16 protein-coding genes are annotated in these 16,202 nt (G+C 71.1%); 10 read left to right on the top strand and 6 right to left on the bottom strand.

The annotated features are described in order from the left end of the window. Positions 1–2 precede the first annotated feature (2 nt). From DEJ09_RS18230 to DEJ09_RS14250, 4 genes are read left to right on the top strand one after another with little or no spacing between them, the layout of a single operon-like run. Positions 3–1,043: an ABC transporter permease gene (locus tag DEJ09_RS18230; protein WP_111023919.1), complete on the top strand. Its 1,041-nt coding sequence runs from the start codon at positions 3–5 to the stop codon at positions 1,041–1,043. After that, the gene (locus DEJ09_RS18225) at positions 1,040–1,996 is read left to right on the top strand and encodes an ABC transporter ATP-binding protein (protein WP_181433373.1); all 957 of its coding nucleotides are present in this window, start codon (positions 1,040–1,042) and stop codon (positions 1,994–1,996) included. Before DEJ09_RS18230 ends, DEJ09_RS18225 begins: the two co-directional genes overlap by 4 nt. Continuing rightward, complete coding sequence (locus DEJ09_RS14255; protein WP_111023915.1) at positions 1,993–2,886, top strand: ABC transporter ATP-binding protein; 894 nt, start codon at positions 1,993–1,995, stop codon at positions 2,884–2,886. The genes DEJ09_RS18225 and DEJ09_RS14255 overlap by 4 nt, the downstream gene beginning before the upstream one ends. Next, on the top strand, positions 2,883–5,006 hold the full coding sequence (locus tag DEJ09_RS14250; RefSeq protein ID WP_111089021.1) for a glycoside hydrolase family 36 protein: 2,124 nt from the start codon (positions 2,883–2,885) through the stop codon (positions 5,004–5,006). The genes DEJ09_RS14255 and DEJ09_RS14250 overlap by 4 nt, the downstream gene beginning before the upstream one ends. A gap of 205 nt (positions 5,007–5,211) precedes the next feature. On the opposite strand, the gene DEJ09_RS14245 is transcribed toward DEJ09_RS14250, so the two are convergent. From DEJ09_RS14245 to DEJ09_RS14225, 5 genes are all read right to left on the bottom strand, one after another. Then, positions 5,212–6,816, bottom strand: coding sequence for an MFS transporter (locus DEJ09_RS14245; RefSeq protein ID WP_111089020.1), 1,605 nt, complete (start codon positions 6,814–6,816; stop codon positions 5,212–5,214). A 79-nt stretch (positions 6,817–6,895) separates the two neighbouring features. Next, positions 6,896–7,528, bottom strand: a complete 633-nt coding sequence (locus tag DEJ09_RS14240; protein ID WP_111089019.1) for a response regulator transcription factor — start codon at positions 7,526–7,528, stop codon at positions 6,896–6,898. Continuing rightward, positions 7,525–8,727 carry a sensor histidine kinase gene (locus DEJ09_RS14235; protein WP_146245738.1) on the bottom strand — a complete coding sequence of 401 codons (1,203 nt, stop codon included), beginning with the start codon at positions 8,725–8,727 and terminating at the stop codon, positions 7,525–7,527. Before DEJ09_RS14235 ends, DEJ09_RS14240 begins: the two co-directional genes overlap by 4 nt. A 29-nt stretch (positions 8,728–8,756) precedes the next feature. After that, positions 8,757–9,554 carry an ABC transporter permease gene (locus DEJ09_RS14230; RefSeq protein WP_111089017.1) on the bottom strand — a complete coding sequence of 266 codons (798 nt, stop codon included), beginning with the start codon at positions 9,552–9,554 and terminating at the stop codon, positions 8,757–8,759. After that, positions 9,551–10,390: an ABC transporter ATP-binding protein gene (locus tag DEJ09_RS14225; RefSeq protein ID WP_258373914.1), complete on the bottom strand. Its 840-nt coding sequence runs from the start codon at positions 10,388–10,390 to the stop codon at positions 9,551–9,553. Before DEJ09_RS14225 ends, DEJ09_RS14230 begins: the two co-directional genes overlap by 4 nt. Before the next feature lie 207 nt (positions 10,391–10,597). Between DEJ09_RS14225 and DEJ09_RS14220 the strand changes: the two genes are divergently transcribed. The 5 genes from DEJ09_RS14220 to DEJ09_RS14200 all read left to right on the top strand — a co-directional run bounded on the left by DEJ09_RS14220 (position 10,598) and on the right by DEJ09_RS14200 (position 14,469). Beyond that, a complete protein-coding gene (locus DEJ09_RS14220; RefSeq protein ID WP_146245737.1) occupies positions 10,598–10,876 on the top strand; it encodes a hypothetical protein in 279 nt (92 codons plus the stop codon). Further along, positions 10,876–12,636 (top strand): alpha/beta hydrolase, encoded by a 1,761-nt coding sequence (locus DEJ09_RS14215; RefSeq protein WP_111089014.1) that lies wholly within the window; start codon positions 10,876–10,878, stop codon positions 12,634–12,636. The genes DEJ09_RS14220 and DEJ09_RS14215 overlap by 1 nt, the downstream gene beginning before the upstream one ends. A 29-nt stretch (positions 12,637–12,665) precedes the next feature. Then, complete coding sequence (locus DEJ09_RS14210; RefSeq protein WP_111055597.1) at positions 12,666–13,133, top strand: hypothetical protein; 468 nt, start codon at positions 12,666–12,668, stop codon at positions 13,131–13,133. Between the two features lie 20 nt (positions 13,134–13,153). Beyond that, positions 13,154–13,981, top strand: coding sequence for a hypothetical protein (locus tag DEJ09_RS14205; RefSeq protein ID WP_111089013.1), 828 nt, complete (start codon positions 13,154–13,156; stop codon positions 13,979–13,981). Between the two features lie 137 nt (positions 13,982–14,118). Beyond that, on the top strand, positions 14,119–14,469 hold the full coding sequence (locus DEJ09_RS14200) for a hypothetical protein (protein WP_111089012.1): 351 nt from the start codon (positions 14,119–14,121) through the stop codon (positions 14,467–14,469). A 57-nt stretch (positions 14,470–14,526) separates the two neighbouring features. Here the strand turns inward: DEJ09_RS14200 and DEJ09_RS14195 are convergent, their stop codons facing one another. Then, complete coding sequence (locus DEJ09_RS14195) at positions 14,527–15,099, bottom strand: hypothetical protein (RefSeq protein ID WP_111089011.1); 573 nt, start codon at positions 15,097–15,099, stop codon at positions 14,527–14,529. A gap of 139 nt (positions 15,100–15,238) precedes the next feature. On the opposite strand from DEJ09_RS14195, the gene DEJ09_RS14190 reads away from it, so the two are divergent. Next, on the top strand, positions 15,239–16,171 hold the full coding sequence (locus DEJ09_RS14190) for an NADP-dependent oxidoreductase (RefSeq protein ID WP_111089010.1): 933 nt from the start codon (positions 15,239–15,241) through the stop codon (positions 16,169–16,171). Positions 16,172–16,202 lie beyond the last annotated feature (31 nt).

Below are 16,202 nucleotides of genomic sequence, written 5' to 3'. Positions count from 1 at the left end.
CCATGACCAACATCCAGCAGGAGACCGAGCCCACCATCGGCGCGCTGACCGAGGAGGCCGACAGCACCACGTCGATCGCCACCCGGCGCGCGTCGAAGGGCGGCATCCGTCGGTTCCTCCCCACGCTCACCCCGTGGCTCGTCACGGGCATCGCGCTCGTCGCCGGCGTCACGCTGTTCGGGGTGATCGGACCGCTGCTCGTCGGCGACCCGACCACCATCCGCGACACCGGGCTGCAGGGACCGAGCGGCTCGAACGTCCTCGGCACCACCCAGACCGGTCAGGACGTCCTGGCGCAGCTCGCCTTCGCCACCCGGGGCAGCCTGCAGATCGGGCTCATCGTCGGCGTCCTCGCCACGGTGCTGTCCGCGTTCTTCGGCATCCTCGGCGCCTACCTGGGCGGGATCATGGACGAGGCGTTCTCGCTGTTCTCGAACGTGTTCCTCGTCATCCCCGGCCTGCCGCTCGTCATCGTCATCTCCGGCCTGGTGCCGCGTGAGGCCCGCGGGCTCTGGACCATCGCCGTCGTCCTGGCGATCACGTCGTGGGCCGGGTCCGCCCGGGTGCTGCGCGCGCAGACGATGTCGATCCGCAACCGCGACTACGTGTCCGCCGCCCGGGTCGCCGGCGAACGGCCCTGGCGGGTCATCGCCGTCGAGATCCTGCCGAACCTGCTGCCGGTGCTCGCGTCGCAGTTCGTGTTCGCGGTGATCGCCGCGATCCTCGGGGAAGCGGGGCTGTCGTTCCTCGGGCTCGGGGCGTCGAACTCCTCGACGCTCGGCACCATGCTCTTCTACGCCCAGAACGGCTTCGCGCTGGCGAACGGCGCCTGGTGGTGGTTCGTGCCGCCGGGCCTGCTCATCGCCCTGCTCGGCATGGGCCTGTCCCTGGTGAACTTCTCGATCGACGAGGTCATCAACCCGCGACTCGCGAACGTGCGTGCGCAGCGACGGCGCGACCGTCGTGCGAAGCGTGCGGCCCGCTCGGGAGGCCCGGCCCGCGTCGCCACCGCCGGTCACGACACGAAGGGGGTCGCCCGATGAGCGCCACCGACACCGCACGACCGGTCACCTCCGACGCCCCGGGCGACGGCCGCCGCCCGGCCGTGCTGACCATCGACCACCTCGACGTGGTCTACGAGACCGAGCACCCCGTGCACGCCGTGAAGGACGTCTCGCTCACCCTGGCGCCCGGTGAGATCCTCGGACTCGCGGGGGAGTCGGGCTGCGGCAAGACGACCCTGGCGTACGCCATCACCCGGCTGCACCGGCCGCCGGCGAAGGTCACGTCGGGCAGCATCACGTTCCACGACCGCGACGGCACCGACGTCGACCTGCTCGGCCTGCCGCACGAGCAACTCCGGGCCGTGCGATGGTCGAAGCTGTCGATGGTGTTCCAGGGGGCGATGAACGCGCTCAACCCGGTCACCACGATCCGCGCCCAGCTCGACGACGCCCTGGTCGAACACCGCAAGGGCCTGCCCCGCAAGGAACGACGGGCCATCGCCGAGGACGCCCTGCGCCGCGTCGGCGTCGACCCGTCCCGCATCACCGCGTACCCGCACGAACTGTCCGGCGGCATGCGGCAGCGCGTGATGATCGCGATGGCGATGCTGCTCGAACCGCAGATCATGATCATGGACGAGCCGACCACCGCGCTCGACGTCGTGGTGCAGCGGGAGATCCTGCGCGAGATCGTCCGACTGCGCGACGAGCTCGGGTTCGCCGTCGTGTTCATCACGCACGACCTGCCGCTGCTGCTCGAGATCAGCGACCGGATCGCGATCATGCTCCGCGGCGAGGTCGTCGAGTGCGACCGCGCCAGCGTGATCCAGCACGACCCGCAGCACCCGTACACGCGGAAGCTGCTGCAGTCGTTCCCGAGCCTGTCCGGAGCCCGCGGCGCGTTCATCCGCACCGGGGTCGAGGACGGCGCCGAACCCGAGACCGACACCCGGGCCGTCGTGGTCCAGGCAGCACAGGAGACGGACCGATGACCAGTGTGACCGTCAGCCACCTCGGCAAGGACTTCCACACCCGCAAGGGCCTCAAACGCACCACCCTGCGGGCCGTCGACGACGTGTCGTTCGACCTGCTGCCCGGCCGGACCGTCGCACTGGTGGGGGAGTCCGGCTCGGGCAAGTCCACCATCGCGCGGATGCTCGCCAAGCTCGAGACCCGGACGCGCGGTTCGATCGACGTGCGGCTCGAGGACGGCACCCCCGTCGAGGGCAGCATGTACCGGCGGCACGTGCAGATGGTGTTCCAGGACCCGTTCGCCTCGCTCAACCCGTTCCACTCGATCGAGCACCACATCGCCCGACCGCTGCAGCTGCACCACCGGGCCCGCGGCGCCGACGAGACCGCCGACAAGGTAAGGGAACTGCTCGGCCGGGTGAACCTCGACGAGGACTTCGCGTCGCGGCGGCCGCACGAGCTCTCCGGCGGGCAGCGGCAGCGCGTCGCCATCGCCCGCGCACTCGCCCCGGGCGCCCAGGTGCTCATCGCCGACGAACCCGTGTCGATGCTCGACGTCTCGATCCGCCTGAGCGTGCTCAACCTGCTCGGCCGGCTGCAGCGCGAGGACGAGCTCGCCGTGCTCTACATCACGCACGACCTGGCGACCGCGCGGCACTTCTCCGACGAGATCCTCGTGCTCTACCGTGGCCGGGTCGTCGAGCGGGGACCGTCGGACGCCGTCATCCTCGACCCGCACCACGACTACACCCGGCTGCTCGCCGAGGCCGCCCCCGACCCGGAGCGCACCGAGCGCCGGATCACCGCGGGGCCGCCGCTCGACCGGACGAAGATCGACAACACCACGTGCTACGACCACACGGTCGGGGACTGGGTGTCGAGCGAGCCCGCACCGGTCGGGGCGCGATGAGCGACGGGCCGACGTTCGTCGACTGGGTCACCGACGGGTTCGCGGCACGGTTCCGGGTCGGTGCGGACCAGCCCGCGGCGCTCGTGTCGTTCGTGCCGGCCGGCGGAGCGTCGGCTGGCGGAGCGCTCGCCGGCGGGCCGGACGACCCGCAGCCGCTCGTCGAGCTGACGACGATCGGGCACGGGCGGTTCCCGGGCGGGTTCCGCCACGTGGACTCCACGATCGGGGCGCGACTGCGCCCCGTGTCGCACCACGTGCACGACGACGGGACCGACCTGTGGTTCCGGATCGTGCAGGCGGACGCGGCCACGGGCCTCCAGGCCGAGTCGGTGTTCCGGGCGCGCGCCGGCGTGCCCGCGTTCCAGACGTGGACGGAGGTGTCGGCCGGGCACGGCGAGCACGTCGTGGACTCCGTGTCGTCGTTCGCGACCGGGGCGTTCCTGACCGACTCGGGCGCCTCCGTCGACGACCTCGCCCTCGTGCACGCCGACAACGACTGGGCAGCGGAGAGCCGGTGGCGGACCGATCCGCTGCGATCGATCGGGCTCGCGGCGATCGACCGGGAGGCCCAGCACCACCCGCCCCGCAGCCGCGCCGTCGTGCAGAACCGCGGTTCGTGGTCGACCGGTGAGGCGCTGCCGATCGGGGTGCTGCGGGCGGAGGACGCTGTGCCGCTTCCGTACGCGCTCGTCTGGCAGGTCGAGCACAACGGGCCGTGGCTGTACGAGCTCGGCGAGACCCGGCGGCACGCGTACGTGCTGTTGAGCGGCCCCACCGACCAGGAACACCAGTGGACCACCGTCGTCACGCCCGAGCAGCCGTTCACCTCGGTGCCGGTGTCCGTCGGCATCGCCGGGTCGATCGACGACGCCTTCGGGGTGCTCACACGGCAGCGTCGGGCGTTCCGGCACGTGCGGGAGGCCGACCGCGCCCTGCCCCTGGTGTTCAACGACTACATGAACACGCTCATGGGCGACCCGACCACCGAGAAGCTCCTGCCGCTGATCGACGCGGCCGCCGACGCCGGAGCGGACCTGTTCTGCATCGACGCCGGCTGGTACGCCGAGGGGCACTGGTGGGACACCGTCGGAGCGTGGGAGGAAGCGGCCTCGCGGTTCCCGACGGGGCTCGGGGCCGTCATCGACCACATCCGTGCGCGCGGCATGCAGGCCGGCCTCTGGCTCGAACCCGAGGTCATCGGCATCCACTCGCCGCTGGCCGGGACCCTGCCGTCGTCCGCGTTCGTCGAGCACCACGGTGTCCGGGTCGCGGAGCACGGGCGGCACTTGCTCGACCTGCGCTCGCCGGAGGCCCGCGCGCACCTCGACGCGGTGGTCGACCGCCTCGTCGGGGAGCTCGGGGTGACGTTCTTCAAGATGGACAACAACACGATGACGGGGCCGTTCGCCGGGATGCTCGACCACCAGCGGGCCCTGCTCGACTGGCTCGACGCGGTGCAGGAGCGGTACCCGGCACTGCTCATCGAGAACTGCGCCTCGGGAGCGATGCGCGCCGACTGGGCCATGCTGTCGCGCCTGCACATGCAGTCGACGTCGGACCAGCAGGACCCGGTGCTGTCCGCCACGATCGCCGCCGCCGCTCCCGCCGCGATGCTGCCCGAGCAGGCGGGGAACTGGGCGTACCCGGCGCCGACGATGGACCCGGAGCTGTTCACGCTGTCGCTCGTGAACGGGGTGCTCGGGCGGATGTACCTGTCCGGGTACCTCAACGAGATGTCGTCGTCGCAGCGTGCGGTGGTCGGTGACGCGATCGCTGCGCACCGGCAGGTCCTGGACGTCGTCGAGGCGTCCGTCCCGGTCTGGCCCCTCGGGCTGCCCGCCTGGGAGGACCCCTGGACCGCACTCGGCCTGCACGCCACCACGGGCGACCTGTACCTGTCGGTGTGGTCGCTGCCCGGTGCGTCGGCGTCGGTGTCGTTGCCGCTGCCGGCGTTCGCCGGGCAGGCGGTGGTCGTCGAGCCGCTCTTCCCGACGGCACTCGGGTCGTGGTCCGTGGCGTGGGACGCCGCTTCGGGCTCGCTCGAGGTCGCGAACGGCGGGTCCACCCCCACAGCGCGGGTGCTCCGCGTCCGGTCGCAGGAGGCGGACGCGGGGGCCTGAGCGGGCGCGCGTCGCGATGGCAGGGCGCGCGCTGGAGCGGACGGGAGGCACGGTGCGGGCAGGCACCGTGCCTCCCGTTTCGTCGGTGGTCGCGTCCACGGCGCGGGGGACGCGGGTTCGTGTCCGCGCGGTGACGGTTCTGGTTCAGGATCCTCGGGGATCGTGAACCAGAACCGTCAGGAGCGCTGCAGAACGGGGTCTCCGGTCACGCCTGGTCCTCGTCGTCGGGGCGTCGTGGAGCCCGGAGGCGCAGGGTGGCGCCGAGGCCGATGACCAGGAAGCCGGCGGCGGAGAAGGCGGCGGCGCGGGTGCCGTCGGAGAACGCGTCGGCGGCGTCGGCGCGCGTGGCCCCGTCGAGGCCGGAGATGGCTCCGCCGGAGGACTGCACCACGGCGTCGGCGATCTTCGTCGCGGTGGCGGCCGGGGTGCCCGCGTCCTGCAGGCGGTGCTCCAGGATGCTGCCGGTCGAGGTGAACAGGACGGTGCCGAGGACGGCGATGCCGAGCGCCGAGCCGATCTGGCGCGCGGTGCTCTGGGCGCCGGACGCCTCACCGCTGCGTTCGACCGGGACGTCCTGCAGCACCACACCGGTGAGCTGGGCCGTCGCGAGCCCGACGCCGAAACCGTAGACGAACAGGCACGGCACGATCGCCCACCACGGCGTCGACGACGTCACGACGAACCCGATCGCGGCGACCCCGACGATCTCGGCGCCGATGCCGATCCGGACGATCGGCAGTGCTCCGACGCGTTGCCCGACCGTGGCGGCGAACCCACTCGCGACGAACGACCCGATCGCCAGTGCGAGCAGCACGAAGCCGGTCTGCAGGGCGGAGTACCCGAGCACGTTCTGCAGCCAGAGCGGCAGCGACAGGATGATGCCGAACTCGCCGAGCGACACGATGAGCGCGGCGACGGAACCGTTCCGGAACGAGCCGATGCGGAACAGGTCGAGTGCGATCAGGGTCGAGCGTCCGCCTCGCTGCCGGCGCAGGGAACGGACCACGAAGGCGGCTCCGGCAGCGACCGCGATCACGAACGCGACCGGGATCGGGGAGATCGGGCCGTCCCACGACCACGAGCCGATGGTGAGCGGCGTCGACGACGGGGTCCACCAGCCGTAGGTGCGGCCCTCGATGAGCCCGAACACCAGGGCGGCACTCGCGATCACGGACAGTAGCGCTCCGACCAGGTCGATGCGGCCGGTGTGCCGGGCATCCCGCGACTCCCGCACGGCGACGGCGAGCCCGACGAGGATGACCGCGACGATCGGGACGTTGATGCCGAAGGCCCACCGCCACGAGAAGTCCGTCGTCAGCCAGCCCCCGAGCAGCGGGCCGACCGCGACCATGCCGCCGATCGTCGAGCCCCACACGGCGAACGCGATGCCACGCTCCCGGCCGGTGAACGTCGCGTTGAGGATCGAGAGCGTGGTGGGCAGGACCATCGCGCCGCCGATGCCCTGCAGCACGCGGGACACGACGAGGAGCTCACCGGTCGGCGAGAGCGCGGCGAGCACCGACGCCACCGCGAACACGATGACGCCGGTGGTGAGCAGGCGTCGGCGGCCGAACCGATCGGCCACGGACCCGAAGACGAGCAGCAGGGCGGCGAACACGAGCGTGTAGCTCTCCTGCACCCACTGCACCAGGGTCGAGCCGATGTCGAGGTCGGCGACGATGCTCGGGATTGCGACGTTGACGATCGTGGAGTCGACGATGATGAGCGCCACGGCGAGGCTGATCACGACCAGGCCGAGCCAACGACGACGGTCCGGCGTGGTGGGTGCTGCTGCGGCGGGAGCGCTCATTCCGGTGGTTCCTCTCAGATGGTCAGCATGCTGACGACCTGACGGTACACCCGCTCCCGGTGACCGGCGGACCGGGGACTCACGGGAGGAGCTGGAGCTCCATCGCGCGGGTCACGGCACGGGTGCGGTCGTTCACGCCGAGCTTCTCGAAGACGTGGCCGAGGTGGGTCTTCACCGTGGCCTCGCTGAGGAACAGCGCGCGGCCGATCGCCGGGTTGCTGTTGCCCTGGGCGACGAGGCGCAGGACGTCGAGCTCGCGCGGGGTCAGCGACGGGCCGGCCGCGGCGGGGAGTGAACCCGTTGCTCGGCGGACGAGTGCTGCGGCAGCCGAGGGGGCCAGCGCCGTCTCGCCCCGTGCGGTCGCCCGGACGCCGGCGAGGATCTCGGACTCCGGGGCGGCCTTGAGCAGGTAGCCGGTGGCACCGGCCTCGATGGCGGCGAGGATCTGGTCGTCGGACTCGTACGTGGTCAGGATCAGGACGCGGACGCCGGGGTCGGCGGCGAGGATCTCCGCCGTCGCCGCATCGCCGTCGAGCACGGGCATCCGGAGGTCCAGGAGCACGACGTCGGGGCGTTCGGCCAGCGCCACCGTCACCGCCGCGCGGCCGTCGCTCGCTTGACCGACGACCTCGACGTCGTCGGCGTCCTGCAGCAGGGCCACGATGCCCGACCGGACGATCGGGTGGTCGTCGGCGACCACGACGCGGATCACCGGGTCACCTCCGCCACGGGGTGACGATCGACGGCCGGGAGGCTCGGCTCGGGTCCGGTGGGCAGGCTCGCGTCGACGACGGTGCCGCCGCCCGGGGTGCTCGTGATCGTGCAGGTCCCGCCGGAGAGCGCCAACCGTTCGTGGAGGCCCCGGAGACCGTGCCCGGCCGTCGGGACACCGATGTCGAAGCCGACGCCGTCGTCGGTCACACGGACGCCGACGTGATCGGGCGCGTGCCGCAGGACGACGCTGACGGAGCCGGCGTCGGCGTGCGCACGGATGTTCGCGAGGGACTCCTGGACGACCCGGAGCAGCACGACCTGGGCATCACGGTCGAGCGGGCCGTCGGTCGCGTCCACGGCGACGGGCGTGCCGGTCTCGCGGGTGTAGCGCTCGGCCAGGCGGTGCAGGGCCCCGGCGAGGCTGCCGCTCGTGGCACCGGCGACCCCGGCGGCGATGAGGGCGCGGGAGTCCTCGAGTGCCGCTCGTGCCGACTCCTCGAGGACCGCCAGCCGTTCGTCGAGCGCGGCACCGCGGTCGTTCGCCAGGTCCTTGCGGGCACGTTCGGTGAGCATGACGATGCCGGCGAGGTTCTGCGCGACGGTGTCGTGGATCTCGCGGGCCAGGCGCTCCCGTTCGCTCGCCACACCGGCACTGCGGTGGGCGTCGGCGAGGGACTGCTGGGTGGCGCGGAGTTCGTCGAGGAGCTGGCGGCGCTCCTCGGACAGGCCGGCGACGCTCGAGATCCACACGCCCATCGCGCAGGCACCGATGACGCTGATGCCCTCGATGAACAGGGAGCTGACGAGGGCGTCCGAGCCGCCGGAGACCTGCAGGCCGATGCCGCTCGCGACGCCGACCGCGACCGAGAGCAGGACGGCGGTGCGGACCCGTTCGGACTGCACCCACACGAGCGGGAACGCGATGCACTGCACGAACGCGGTGCTCGGCACGACGGCGGGCAACACCAGGGCGGCGACGAGGACCAGCGGCAGGAAGGCCGCGGCGGCACGGGGGCTGTCGTAGCCGCGGTGCCCGAACACGGCGTAGGCGACGACGAGCACCACGACCGCGGTGTAGGCGGGCCAGCGGATCGACCACGGGGACCACCCGAACACGGTGATCACGGCGGTGAGGAGCATCGTGCCCGCGAAGAAGACGTGCAACCACCGGTTGCGCATCCACGTCTCGCCGCTCATGTGCCCAGCATCCCACCAGCGGGGCGCCATCAGGCGTCCTTGCGGTTCCACCGGAACGTCAGCAGACAGGCCACCGTGCCCAGGACCAGCCACGCTGTCAACACGAGGGCTCCGAGACCGAGGTGCCACGCGCCTCCCGGCTCACCCGACTCGAACGCACCGGGCAGGAAGACGGACCGCATGCCGGACGCCATCCAGCGCAGGGGGAAGACGGAGGCGACGTCCTGCAACCAGGTGGGGAGCTGCGTGAAGGGCAGGTAGACGCCGGAGATGAACTGCAGCACCAGCACGATCGGGACGATGGTGGCGGTGGCGCGGCGGCCCTCGCGGGGGAGCGCCGAGACCGCGATGCCGAGGACGCAGCTGGTGGCGATGCCGAGGACCATCACTCCCGCGAAGACACCCCAGTTGCCCGCGTCGGTCGGCAGGTCGACGCCGAACACCAGGCTCGCGATCGCCAGCAGCAGGGCCGTCTGCACGAGCGTGGTGACGAGGACCATCCCGATCTTGCCGACGAAGTACGACAGGACCGGGAGCGGTGTGCCGCCGAGACGCTTCAGCGTGCCGTCGCTGCGCTCGGTGGCGATGTCGACGCCGAGGGACTGCGTGCCGGAGAGCAGGATGCCCGTCGCGACCAGGCCGGGCAGGTAGTAGGTGGCGTAGTCGACGCTGACGTCGGGGCCGGCCTGGATGTCGGCGGCGCCGGAGAACGCCACCGAGAAGAGCGCCAGCATGATGATCGGGAACAGGAACGTGAAGAAGACCGCGTCGGGAGCGCGGAAGTAGGTGCGGATCTCGTACGAGATGCGGCTGGTCGCTGTCTTCACTGCTGTCCCACCATGTCGAGGTAGACGTCCTCGAGGGACGGACGGATGACTTCGAGGTCGTGCATCGGTGTGGTGCTGCTGCGGATGAGCGCCGTCGGGTCGGTCGTGCGCTCGTCGTGGTGTCCGCCGTCGTCGTCACGCCAGCGGACACGGGGCGTGCGGGCCTCGGCGCCGCCGATCTCGTCGATGGGAGCGAGGTCGAGGAGCTTCCCGTCGGCGATGACCGCGGCCCGGTCGGCGAGCTGGGCGGCTTCGTCGAGGTAGTGCGTGGTGAGCAGGATCGTCGTGCCCTCGTGCTGCACCTGGCGCAGGAGGTCCCAGAACTGCCGGCGGGCCTCGGGGTCGAAGCCCGTGGTCGGTTCGTCGAGGAACAGGACCTCGGGGCGGCCGATGATGCCGAGGGCGACGTCGACGCGGCGGCGCTGGCCTCCGGACAGGCGGCTGATGCGGGTGTTGCGCTGCGTCTCGAGCCCGACTGCGGCGAGGAGCTCCTCGGTGCTGCGGTGCTTCGGGTACAGCGTCGCGAAGTGGTTCAGCTGCTCGGCGACGGTGACGTTCGGGGACTCCGCGCTGGTCTGCAGGACGATGCCGATGCGTGCGTTGTGGCTGCGGCTCGTCCGTGCCGGGTCGTGGCCGAGGACTCGGACCTCGCCGGCGGTGCGGGAGCGGTAGCCCTCGAGGATCTCGACCGTCGTGGACTTGCCGGCACCATTGGGGCCGAGGAGCGCGAAGGTCTCGCCGCGCTCGATCGTGAAGGAGATGTCGTCCACGGCACGTTTGCCGGTGGCGTACTGCTTGCCGAGGTGCTGGACCTCGATGGCGGGGGACTCGGGCATGGGTCCAGCTTCGCCGCCCGGCTGCCAGGGGGGATCGGCCGGGGCGGTGGTCTCGGCATCGTCCGATCGGGGGATGGTGCCGGATCGGAGGCGCGGTGCAGGTTGGTCGTTCACAGACCACTCCATTAATGGTTGTGTCCGGCAACTCTTTGATATGTTGCCTGCGGGGAAGTGGCGCGGGGCCGCTGCGGCGAGACGGGGGAGACGATGGCCGATCTGACAGTGTCGTGGAGCACGCTCGAAGCCGTCCACGGTGCGCTCGACAAGGCGACGGGCACGTTCACGGGCGCCTCGCTCCCGGCCGAGGGCGGCGCGTCCGGAGCAGAGGACGTCGCGCAGGCGTTCGCGACCTTCCGGACGGCGCAACGGCGTTCGGGCGAGTGGCTGGCCGACACGAGCCGGACGCTCGGCGAGTACGCGAAGGACACGAAGTCGCTCTTCGCCGACGCCGACGACGACCTGGCCGGCAAAGCCGGGGGCAAGTGATGGCGGCCGATCCACTCGCCGGCGACCCGGGCGCGATCACCAGGCTCTCGAGCGCGCTTGCCGATCACCAGGACGACATCCGCACGGGCGCGCATCACGTCGCCAGCGCGCTGCACGACGCCGACGGGTGGGAAGGCGCATCGAAGGACCGCTTCACCACCACCGTCGGGACGATCGCGCCCGCCGCGCAGCGCATCATCAGTCGACTCGACGCAGCGATCGACGTGCTCGACACCTACGCCGAGGCCGTCCGACAGATCCAGGACGAGGCCGAACGGATCCAAGCCGCTCAGCTGACCAACGCCGTCGACTCGATCGCCAACGCCGTCTCGTTGGGCAGCGCTCAGTCGACCGCCGCGGGCAGCGACGCCACCGAAGCCGACGACCGACGAGTCGATCGTCTGCAGACCGACGCCGGCGACCTCGCCGCCGCTGCGAAGCGACTCGACGCGGAGTGGGACGCCCTCGTGGAGCGGCGGGCTGCTGCGGACCGGGCAGCAGCCGCGGGCCTCACCGACAGTGAGGTGCTCGGGGTCGCCGTCGGGTACGCGGGGACGCTCGCCGCGATGAGCGACGCCGACTTCCTGCGGGCGGTGGCCGGGATGCCGCCGGAAGTGCTCGCGGCGCAGGACCAGGCCGTCGCCGACCGGATCGCCGGGATGCCGCCCGAGGTCGTGCAGGCGTGGTGGGACGGGCTCGGTGGACGCGGGACCGCGGGGGAGCACTCGGCGGCGCAGGACGCGCTGATCACGGCGTTGCCCGCGGTGATCGGCAACCTGAACGGGGTGCCGTACTGGGCGCGTGACCAGGCGAACCGGCTGAGCGCGCAGCGGGCGTACGTGCAGGCGAAGGAAGCGGTGAAGGCCGCGAAGAAGGACCTCAAGACGGCGATCGGTCGGACCGCGCAGCTCGCGGCGCAGCAGAAGCTGGACGCCGCGGAGCGTCGGTACGACCAGCTCAAGAACTTCGTCGCAGGAGTCCGGACCGGCCTGAACGGTGTCGACGGGATGCCTCGCCAGATGGTCTCCTTCAGCGATGCGCAGCCACCGCTCGGTGCCATCTCCATCGGCGACCTCGACACCGCCGACAACGTGAGCTACCTCGTGCCGGGGATGGGGACCACCCTGCAGGACACGACCGTGCTCATGCGCGCGAGTGCGAACGTGGCCGCCACCCAGCGGCTGTCCGAAGCAGGACAGAACACGGCGATGGTCTCGTGGATCGGGTACGAGGCGCCCGGGAACGTGCTCACGACGGGTGACCCTGGTGTGTTCGGGGAGTCGCACGCCCGGGCCGGCGCCGAGCGACTCGCGGACGACCTCGGTGGATTCCGTGCGATCCGCCCGGACACGACGCTCAACGTGGTCGCGCACTCCTACGGATCGACGACCGCAGCGATCACCTTGCACGACCACCCGGAGCTCGGAGTGCACTCATTCGTCACCCACGGATCGGCAGGGATCCCGAACAGCATCCCGGACGCAGCCGCGACGAACGCGGACCACGTGTACTCCGCTCAGGCGGAAGAACGTTGGAACGTCGCGCACATCGGGCGGTCGTTGAGCTACCCGCAACGACTCGATCCCACCGACCCTGATTTCGGGTCGACGGTGATCGACGCCTCCGGGGCCGACCGATCGCCAGCGGTGGACGTCCACGATCTCATCGTCAACCCCGATGGGGACCCCGATGCTGATCACGGCTACCTCGATCTCGACACGAACACCCTGCTCGAGACGGCGAAGGCGACACTACGGTGAGGATGATGACGAGGCGAGCAACGAGACCCATGACCGCCGCTGCCGTTGCGTGCGCCATCGCGCTCGGTGCAGCCGGCTGCGGCACGACAGGAGCAGGGAAGACCATGACGATCGATGAAGCACGATCTGAAGCCGTCACGGAGCTGCGCTCGGTGCTCGAACTGGCGCCGGACACGTGGCCGCAGGAGGTTCCGAAGCCCGTCGCGAATGACTGCAAGGTCGACGGTCAGACGGCCGTCCAGTTCAGCTACTTCGTCGAGGTCGCAGAGCCGGGCGATCCCGAGTCCTTGGTCGAGGAAGCAGGCGACCACTGGAAGCAGCGCGGATACGAGCTCTCCACGACGACGTCGGAGATGGACGCCGCCACCGGGAAGGTGTACGCGATCGTCGCGCGTGCGAAGGACAAGCCGCGCGCCTCGATCGCGGCGACCAAGGTGCGCGCCCATGTCAACGTCGACTCCGTCTGCGTGCTCGGCGATCCGGACGACTACCGGTAACCGGGAACCGGCGCCGACGCATGCCCAGTCCTCTCCAATCAGCCGCCGGTGCCGGCGCCGATGCTGACGCGCCCCCTGCCGAGCGGGCGGCCCTCCGGCGCAACCGGCTCGTCTTCGGCCTCGTCGTTGCTCCGATAGGGGTCCTGATCGCACTCTTCGTCGGGTTCCTCATGCAGATCGATGCTGCCTGGGCCGGGGTGCACCACGGAGACGAAGTAGCGGGGCCGCTGTTCGTCGCGATCGGGATCGGTCTGGTCGCCACGGTGCCGGCACTCATCGCAGGCATCCGAGCGCTCCGCGACAAGGCCTGGGTCGGGCTGGCGTCGGCGACGACCGTCGTGAGCGGCATCGGACTGGTCGCCGTCGCGCTGTTGGTCGTCGTCCCCGCCTTCGACCTGCTGCCGCGGTCGGCCCGACAAGCGGATGCGTACCGCGAGCAACAGCAGCGGGAGGAGCTCGAAGACGTGGGGTACGACGGGCCGTCCTCGGCCGAGGCGGCCGGCGCTTCCATGCAGTCCCACGTCGCCGACGCGCTCGATGTCCTGGATCTGCGTGAGAGCGATGTCGAGCAGCGGACGTGGTTCTCGACGAGCACGACCGCCCTCGGGAACCGGTGCAGGTCGTTCCGCCAACGGGTCGACCTTCCCTCAGCGCTCGACCGTGTCGCCGCGGAGAAGACCCTGACGGCCTCTTGGAGCACCGGAGGGAACCGTCGGGATTTCGGCACCACTGTCAACGGGAATCCGCTGCTGCTGGACATGTCGGCGGAATCGACGATCACGTTCGATCGGCGCGAGGGAACGCTTTTCGTCGCGAGTGACTGCATCCCCTACGCCGACGCAGGCTAGGAGGTCCAGCCGTGAGGGCGAAGCACACGAAGACCTGGTCAGCCATTGCGGTCGGGGTGATCGTCACGTTCGGTGTGACCGCATGTGCCGGAGGCGGACCCACGACACGGACACCGGAGCAAGCGCAGGCCGAAGCCGTGGAGCTCCTGCGGAAGACCCAGGCGGCGGTCGACCTGCCGTGGCCGGAGACGCCGGCGCCGTCGGCCGAGCCTTGCTCGGCGGGCGTTCGGTTCAACTACTTCGTTCCGGTCGAGGTCGAGACCGATGCGAGTTCGCTGGCCCAGACCCTGCGCCGGTTGTGGAGATCGGAGGGGCTGACGGTCTCCTCGTCGCAGGAGGACTTCGGTGAAGCCGGCGGTGTCCTCTACTCAGCGACCGCCGACGCCGACGCCGAAGGCGGGGCCGGGGCCGCCTACCAGGTGAGCGCAACGTCGGTCGCCGTGCAGATCACGTCGCCCTGTGTCGAGGGCTCGCCTGATGACGAATGAGGTCTGACGGTTCTGGTTCGCGATCATCGGGGATCGCGAACCGGAACCGCCACGACTTCAGTACTGCGGGCGGATCCAGTCCGTCGGTTGCACGAAGCGGGCGCGCGGCAGGACCTCGTCCGGCTCGGCGGTCCGCACGCTCGTGATGATCGTGTCCTCGCCGTACTCCGACAAGCGGCGGGCGATGCCGTCGCGTTCGTCGATCACCAGTGTCGCGCGGGTCGCCGGGTTCCCACGGTGCTCGAAGGTCACCAGGATCGAGTGCTCGCCGATGTGCTGGACCAGGATCGGGTGGAAGCTCTCGGGGCCGCGACCCCAGCGGAGCATCAGGTCGGGCACGGCCATCCGGACGACGGGATCGGAGACCATGCTCCGGGCGAACGAGATCTCGTCCGGACCGTCGTCGGGGTCGTGCAGCACGCCGTCGCGGTAGGAAACCGGCTTGGCCCGCTGGCGCACGAGGGTCCAGGTCTGCGCGGCCTCGTCGATGTCGACGCGGAACTGCCAGTACTTCTGCCGGGACTCCTGGTGGACGCCCTCGAGGACGTACCGGGCGGGTCGACGGAGGGCGGCGAGCTCCTCGGCGATCGCAGGACCGTCAGACCGGGTGAGGAGTTCGTCGAGACGCACGGTGCCAGCATGGCGCACCACGTGCGGTGGACCGCACCCCCTGACGGGCGGGAGGGGCGGGGCGGGGTGGTGCCGGGCCTCCAGGCCGTGGGGTGGTCGCGTCAGGTTGCGTCAAGCAACGTGCGCGTAGACCGGGGGGATGCAGGTCGTCGGAGTCGAACAGTTCGGAGGGCCCGAGGCCCTCGCCGTCCACGAGGTGCCGGAGCCGCACGCCGGTGCGGGGTCCGTGCGGATCCGGGTGCAGGCGTTCGCCGTGAACCCGACCGACACGGGGGTGCGTGCCGGGCAGCGGGACAGCTCGCAGGCCTCACCGCCGTACGTGCCGGGGATGGACGCCGCCGGCGTCATCGACGAGGTGGGGCCCGACGTCACCGGCTGGCAGGTCGGCGACGAGGTCATGGCGATGGCCCTGCCGCTCAGTGCCCACGGTGGCGCCTACGTGCAGGAGCTCGTCGCGCCGGTGGGGTCGTTCACGCGGATTCCTCGCGGGACGTCTCTTCCGCTCGCCTCCACGGTGCCGATGAACGGGCTGACGGCGTTGCAGATCCTGTCGCACGCCTCGCTCGCGCCGGGGCAGACACTCGCAGTGACCGGGGCCGCTGGGCTGCTCGGGAACTACGTGGTGCAGCTGGCGAAGGCCGCCGGGCTGACCGTGATCGCGGATGCTGCTCCGGCGGACGAAGCCCTCGTCCGGTCGCTCGGGCCGGACCACGTGGTGCCGCGAGGTGCTTCCTTCGCCTCCGCTGTCCGTGCGCTCGTGCCGGACGGGGTCGATGCGCTCGCCGATGCTGCCGTGCAGCGCGACGAGGTGGTGGACGCCGTTCGCGACGGGGGAGTGTTCTTCGACGTGCGGGGGTGGAAGGGCAACGGTGCTCGGGGGATCGAGTTCGTGCAGGTGATGGTGTTCTCGGAGTACCGGTCGTTCGACAAGCTCGAGCAGCTGCGGCACGCGGTGGAGAGTGGGACGTTGACGCCGCGGGTTGCGGAGTCGCTGCCGGTTGCTCGGGCTGTGGAGGCGCATGAGCGGTTGGAGGCTGGGGGGACGCGGGGGCGGTTCGTACTCACGTGGTGAGGTGACGTCGGTGTGGCGGACGGGAGGCGCG

Origin of the sequence: Curtobacterium sp. MCLR17_055, from assembly GCF_003234305.1 — a bacterium.
GTDB classification, from domain to species: domain Bacteria; phylum Actinomycetota; class Actinomycetes; order Actinomycetales; family Microbacteriaceae; genus Curtobacterium; species Curtobacterium flaccumfaciens.
The sequence above is the reverse complement of the archived record's forward strand: the minus strand, read 5'-3'. Positions and strand labels throughout refer to the sequence as shown.

Bases quoted from the DNA above. Each gene is read 5' to 3' on its own strand.
- DEJ09_RS14210 (WP_111055597.1), top strand. From the start codon at position 12,666: ATGACCGCCGCTGCCGTTGCGTGCGCCATCGCGCTCGGTGCAGCCGGC.
- DEJ09_RS14225 (WP_258373914.1), bottom strand. From the start codon at position 10,390: ATGCCCGAGTCCCCCGCCATCGAGGTCCAGCACCTCGGCAAGCAGTAC.
- DEJ09_RS18230 (WP_111023919.1), top strand. From the start codon at position 3: ATGACCAACATCCAGCAGGAGACCGAGCCCACCATCGGCGCGCTGACC.
- DEJ09_RS14190 (WP_111089010.1), top strand. From the start codon at position 15,239: ATGCAGGTCGTCGGAGTCGAACAGTTCGGAGGGCCCGAGGCCCTCGCC.
- DEJ09_RS18225 (WP_181433373.1), top strand. From the start codon at position 1,040: ATGAGCGCCACCGACACCGCACGACCGGTCACCTCCGACGCCCCGGGC.
- DEJ09_RS14255 (WP_111023915.1), top strand. From the start codon at position 1,993: ATGACCAGTGTGACCGTCAGCCACCTCGGCAAGGACTTCCACACCCGC.
- DEJ09_RS14245 (WP_111089020.1), bottom strand. From the start codon at position 6,816: ATGAGCGCTCCCGCCGCAGCAGCACCCACCACGCCGGACCGTCGTCGT.
- DEJ09_RS14235 (WP_146245738.1), bottom strand. From the start codon at position 8,727: ATGAGCGGCGAGACGTGGATGCGCAACCGGTGGTTGCACGTCTTCTTC.
- DEJ09_RS14250 (WP_111089021.1), top strand. From the start codon at position 2,883: ATGAGCGACGGGCCGACGTTCGTCGACTGGGTCACCGACGGGTTCGCG.
- DEJ09_RS14220 (WP_146245737.1), top strand. From the start codon at position 10,598: ATGGCCGATCTGACAGTGTCGTGGAGCACGCTCGAAGCCGTCCACGGT.
- DEJ09_RS14205 (WP_111089013.1), top strand. From the start codon at position 13,154: ATGCCCAGTCCTCTCCAATCAGCCGCCGGTGCCGGCGCCGATGCTGAC.
- DEJ09_RS14215 (WP_111089014.1), top strand. From the start codon at position 10,876: ATGGCGGCCGATCCACTCGCCGGCGACCCGGGCGCGATCACCAGGCTC.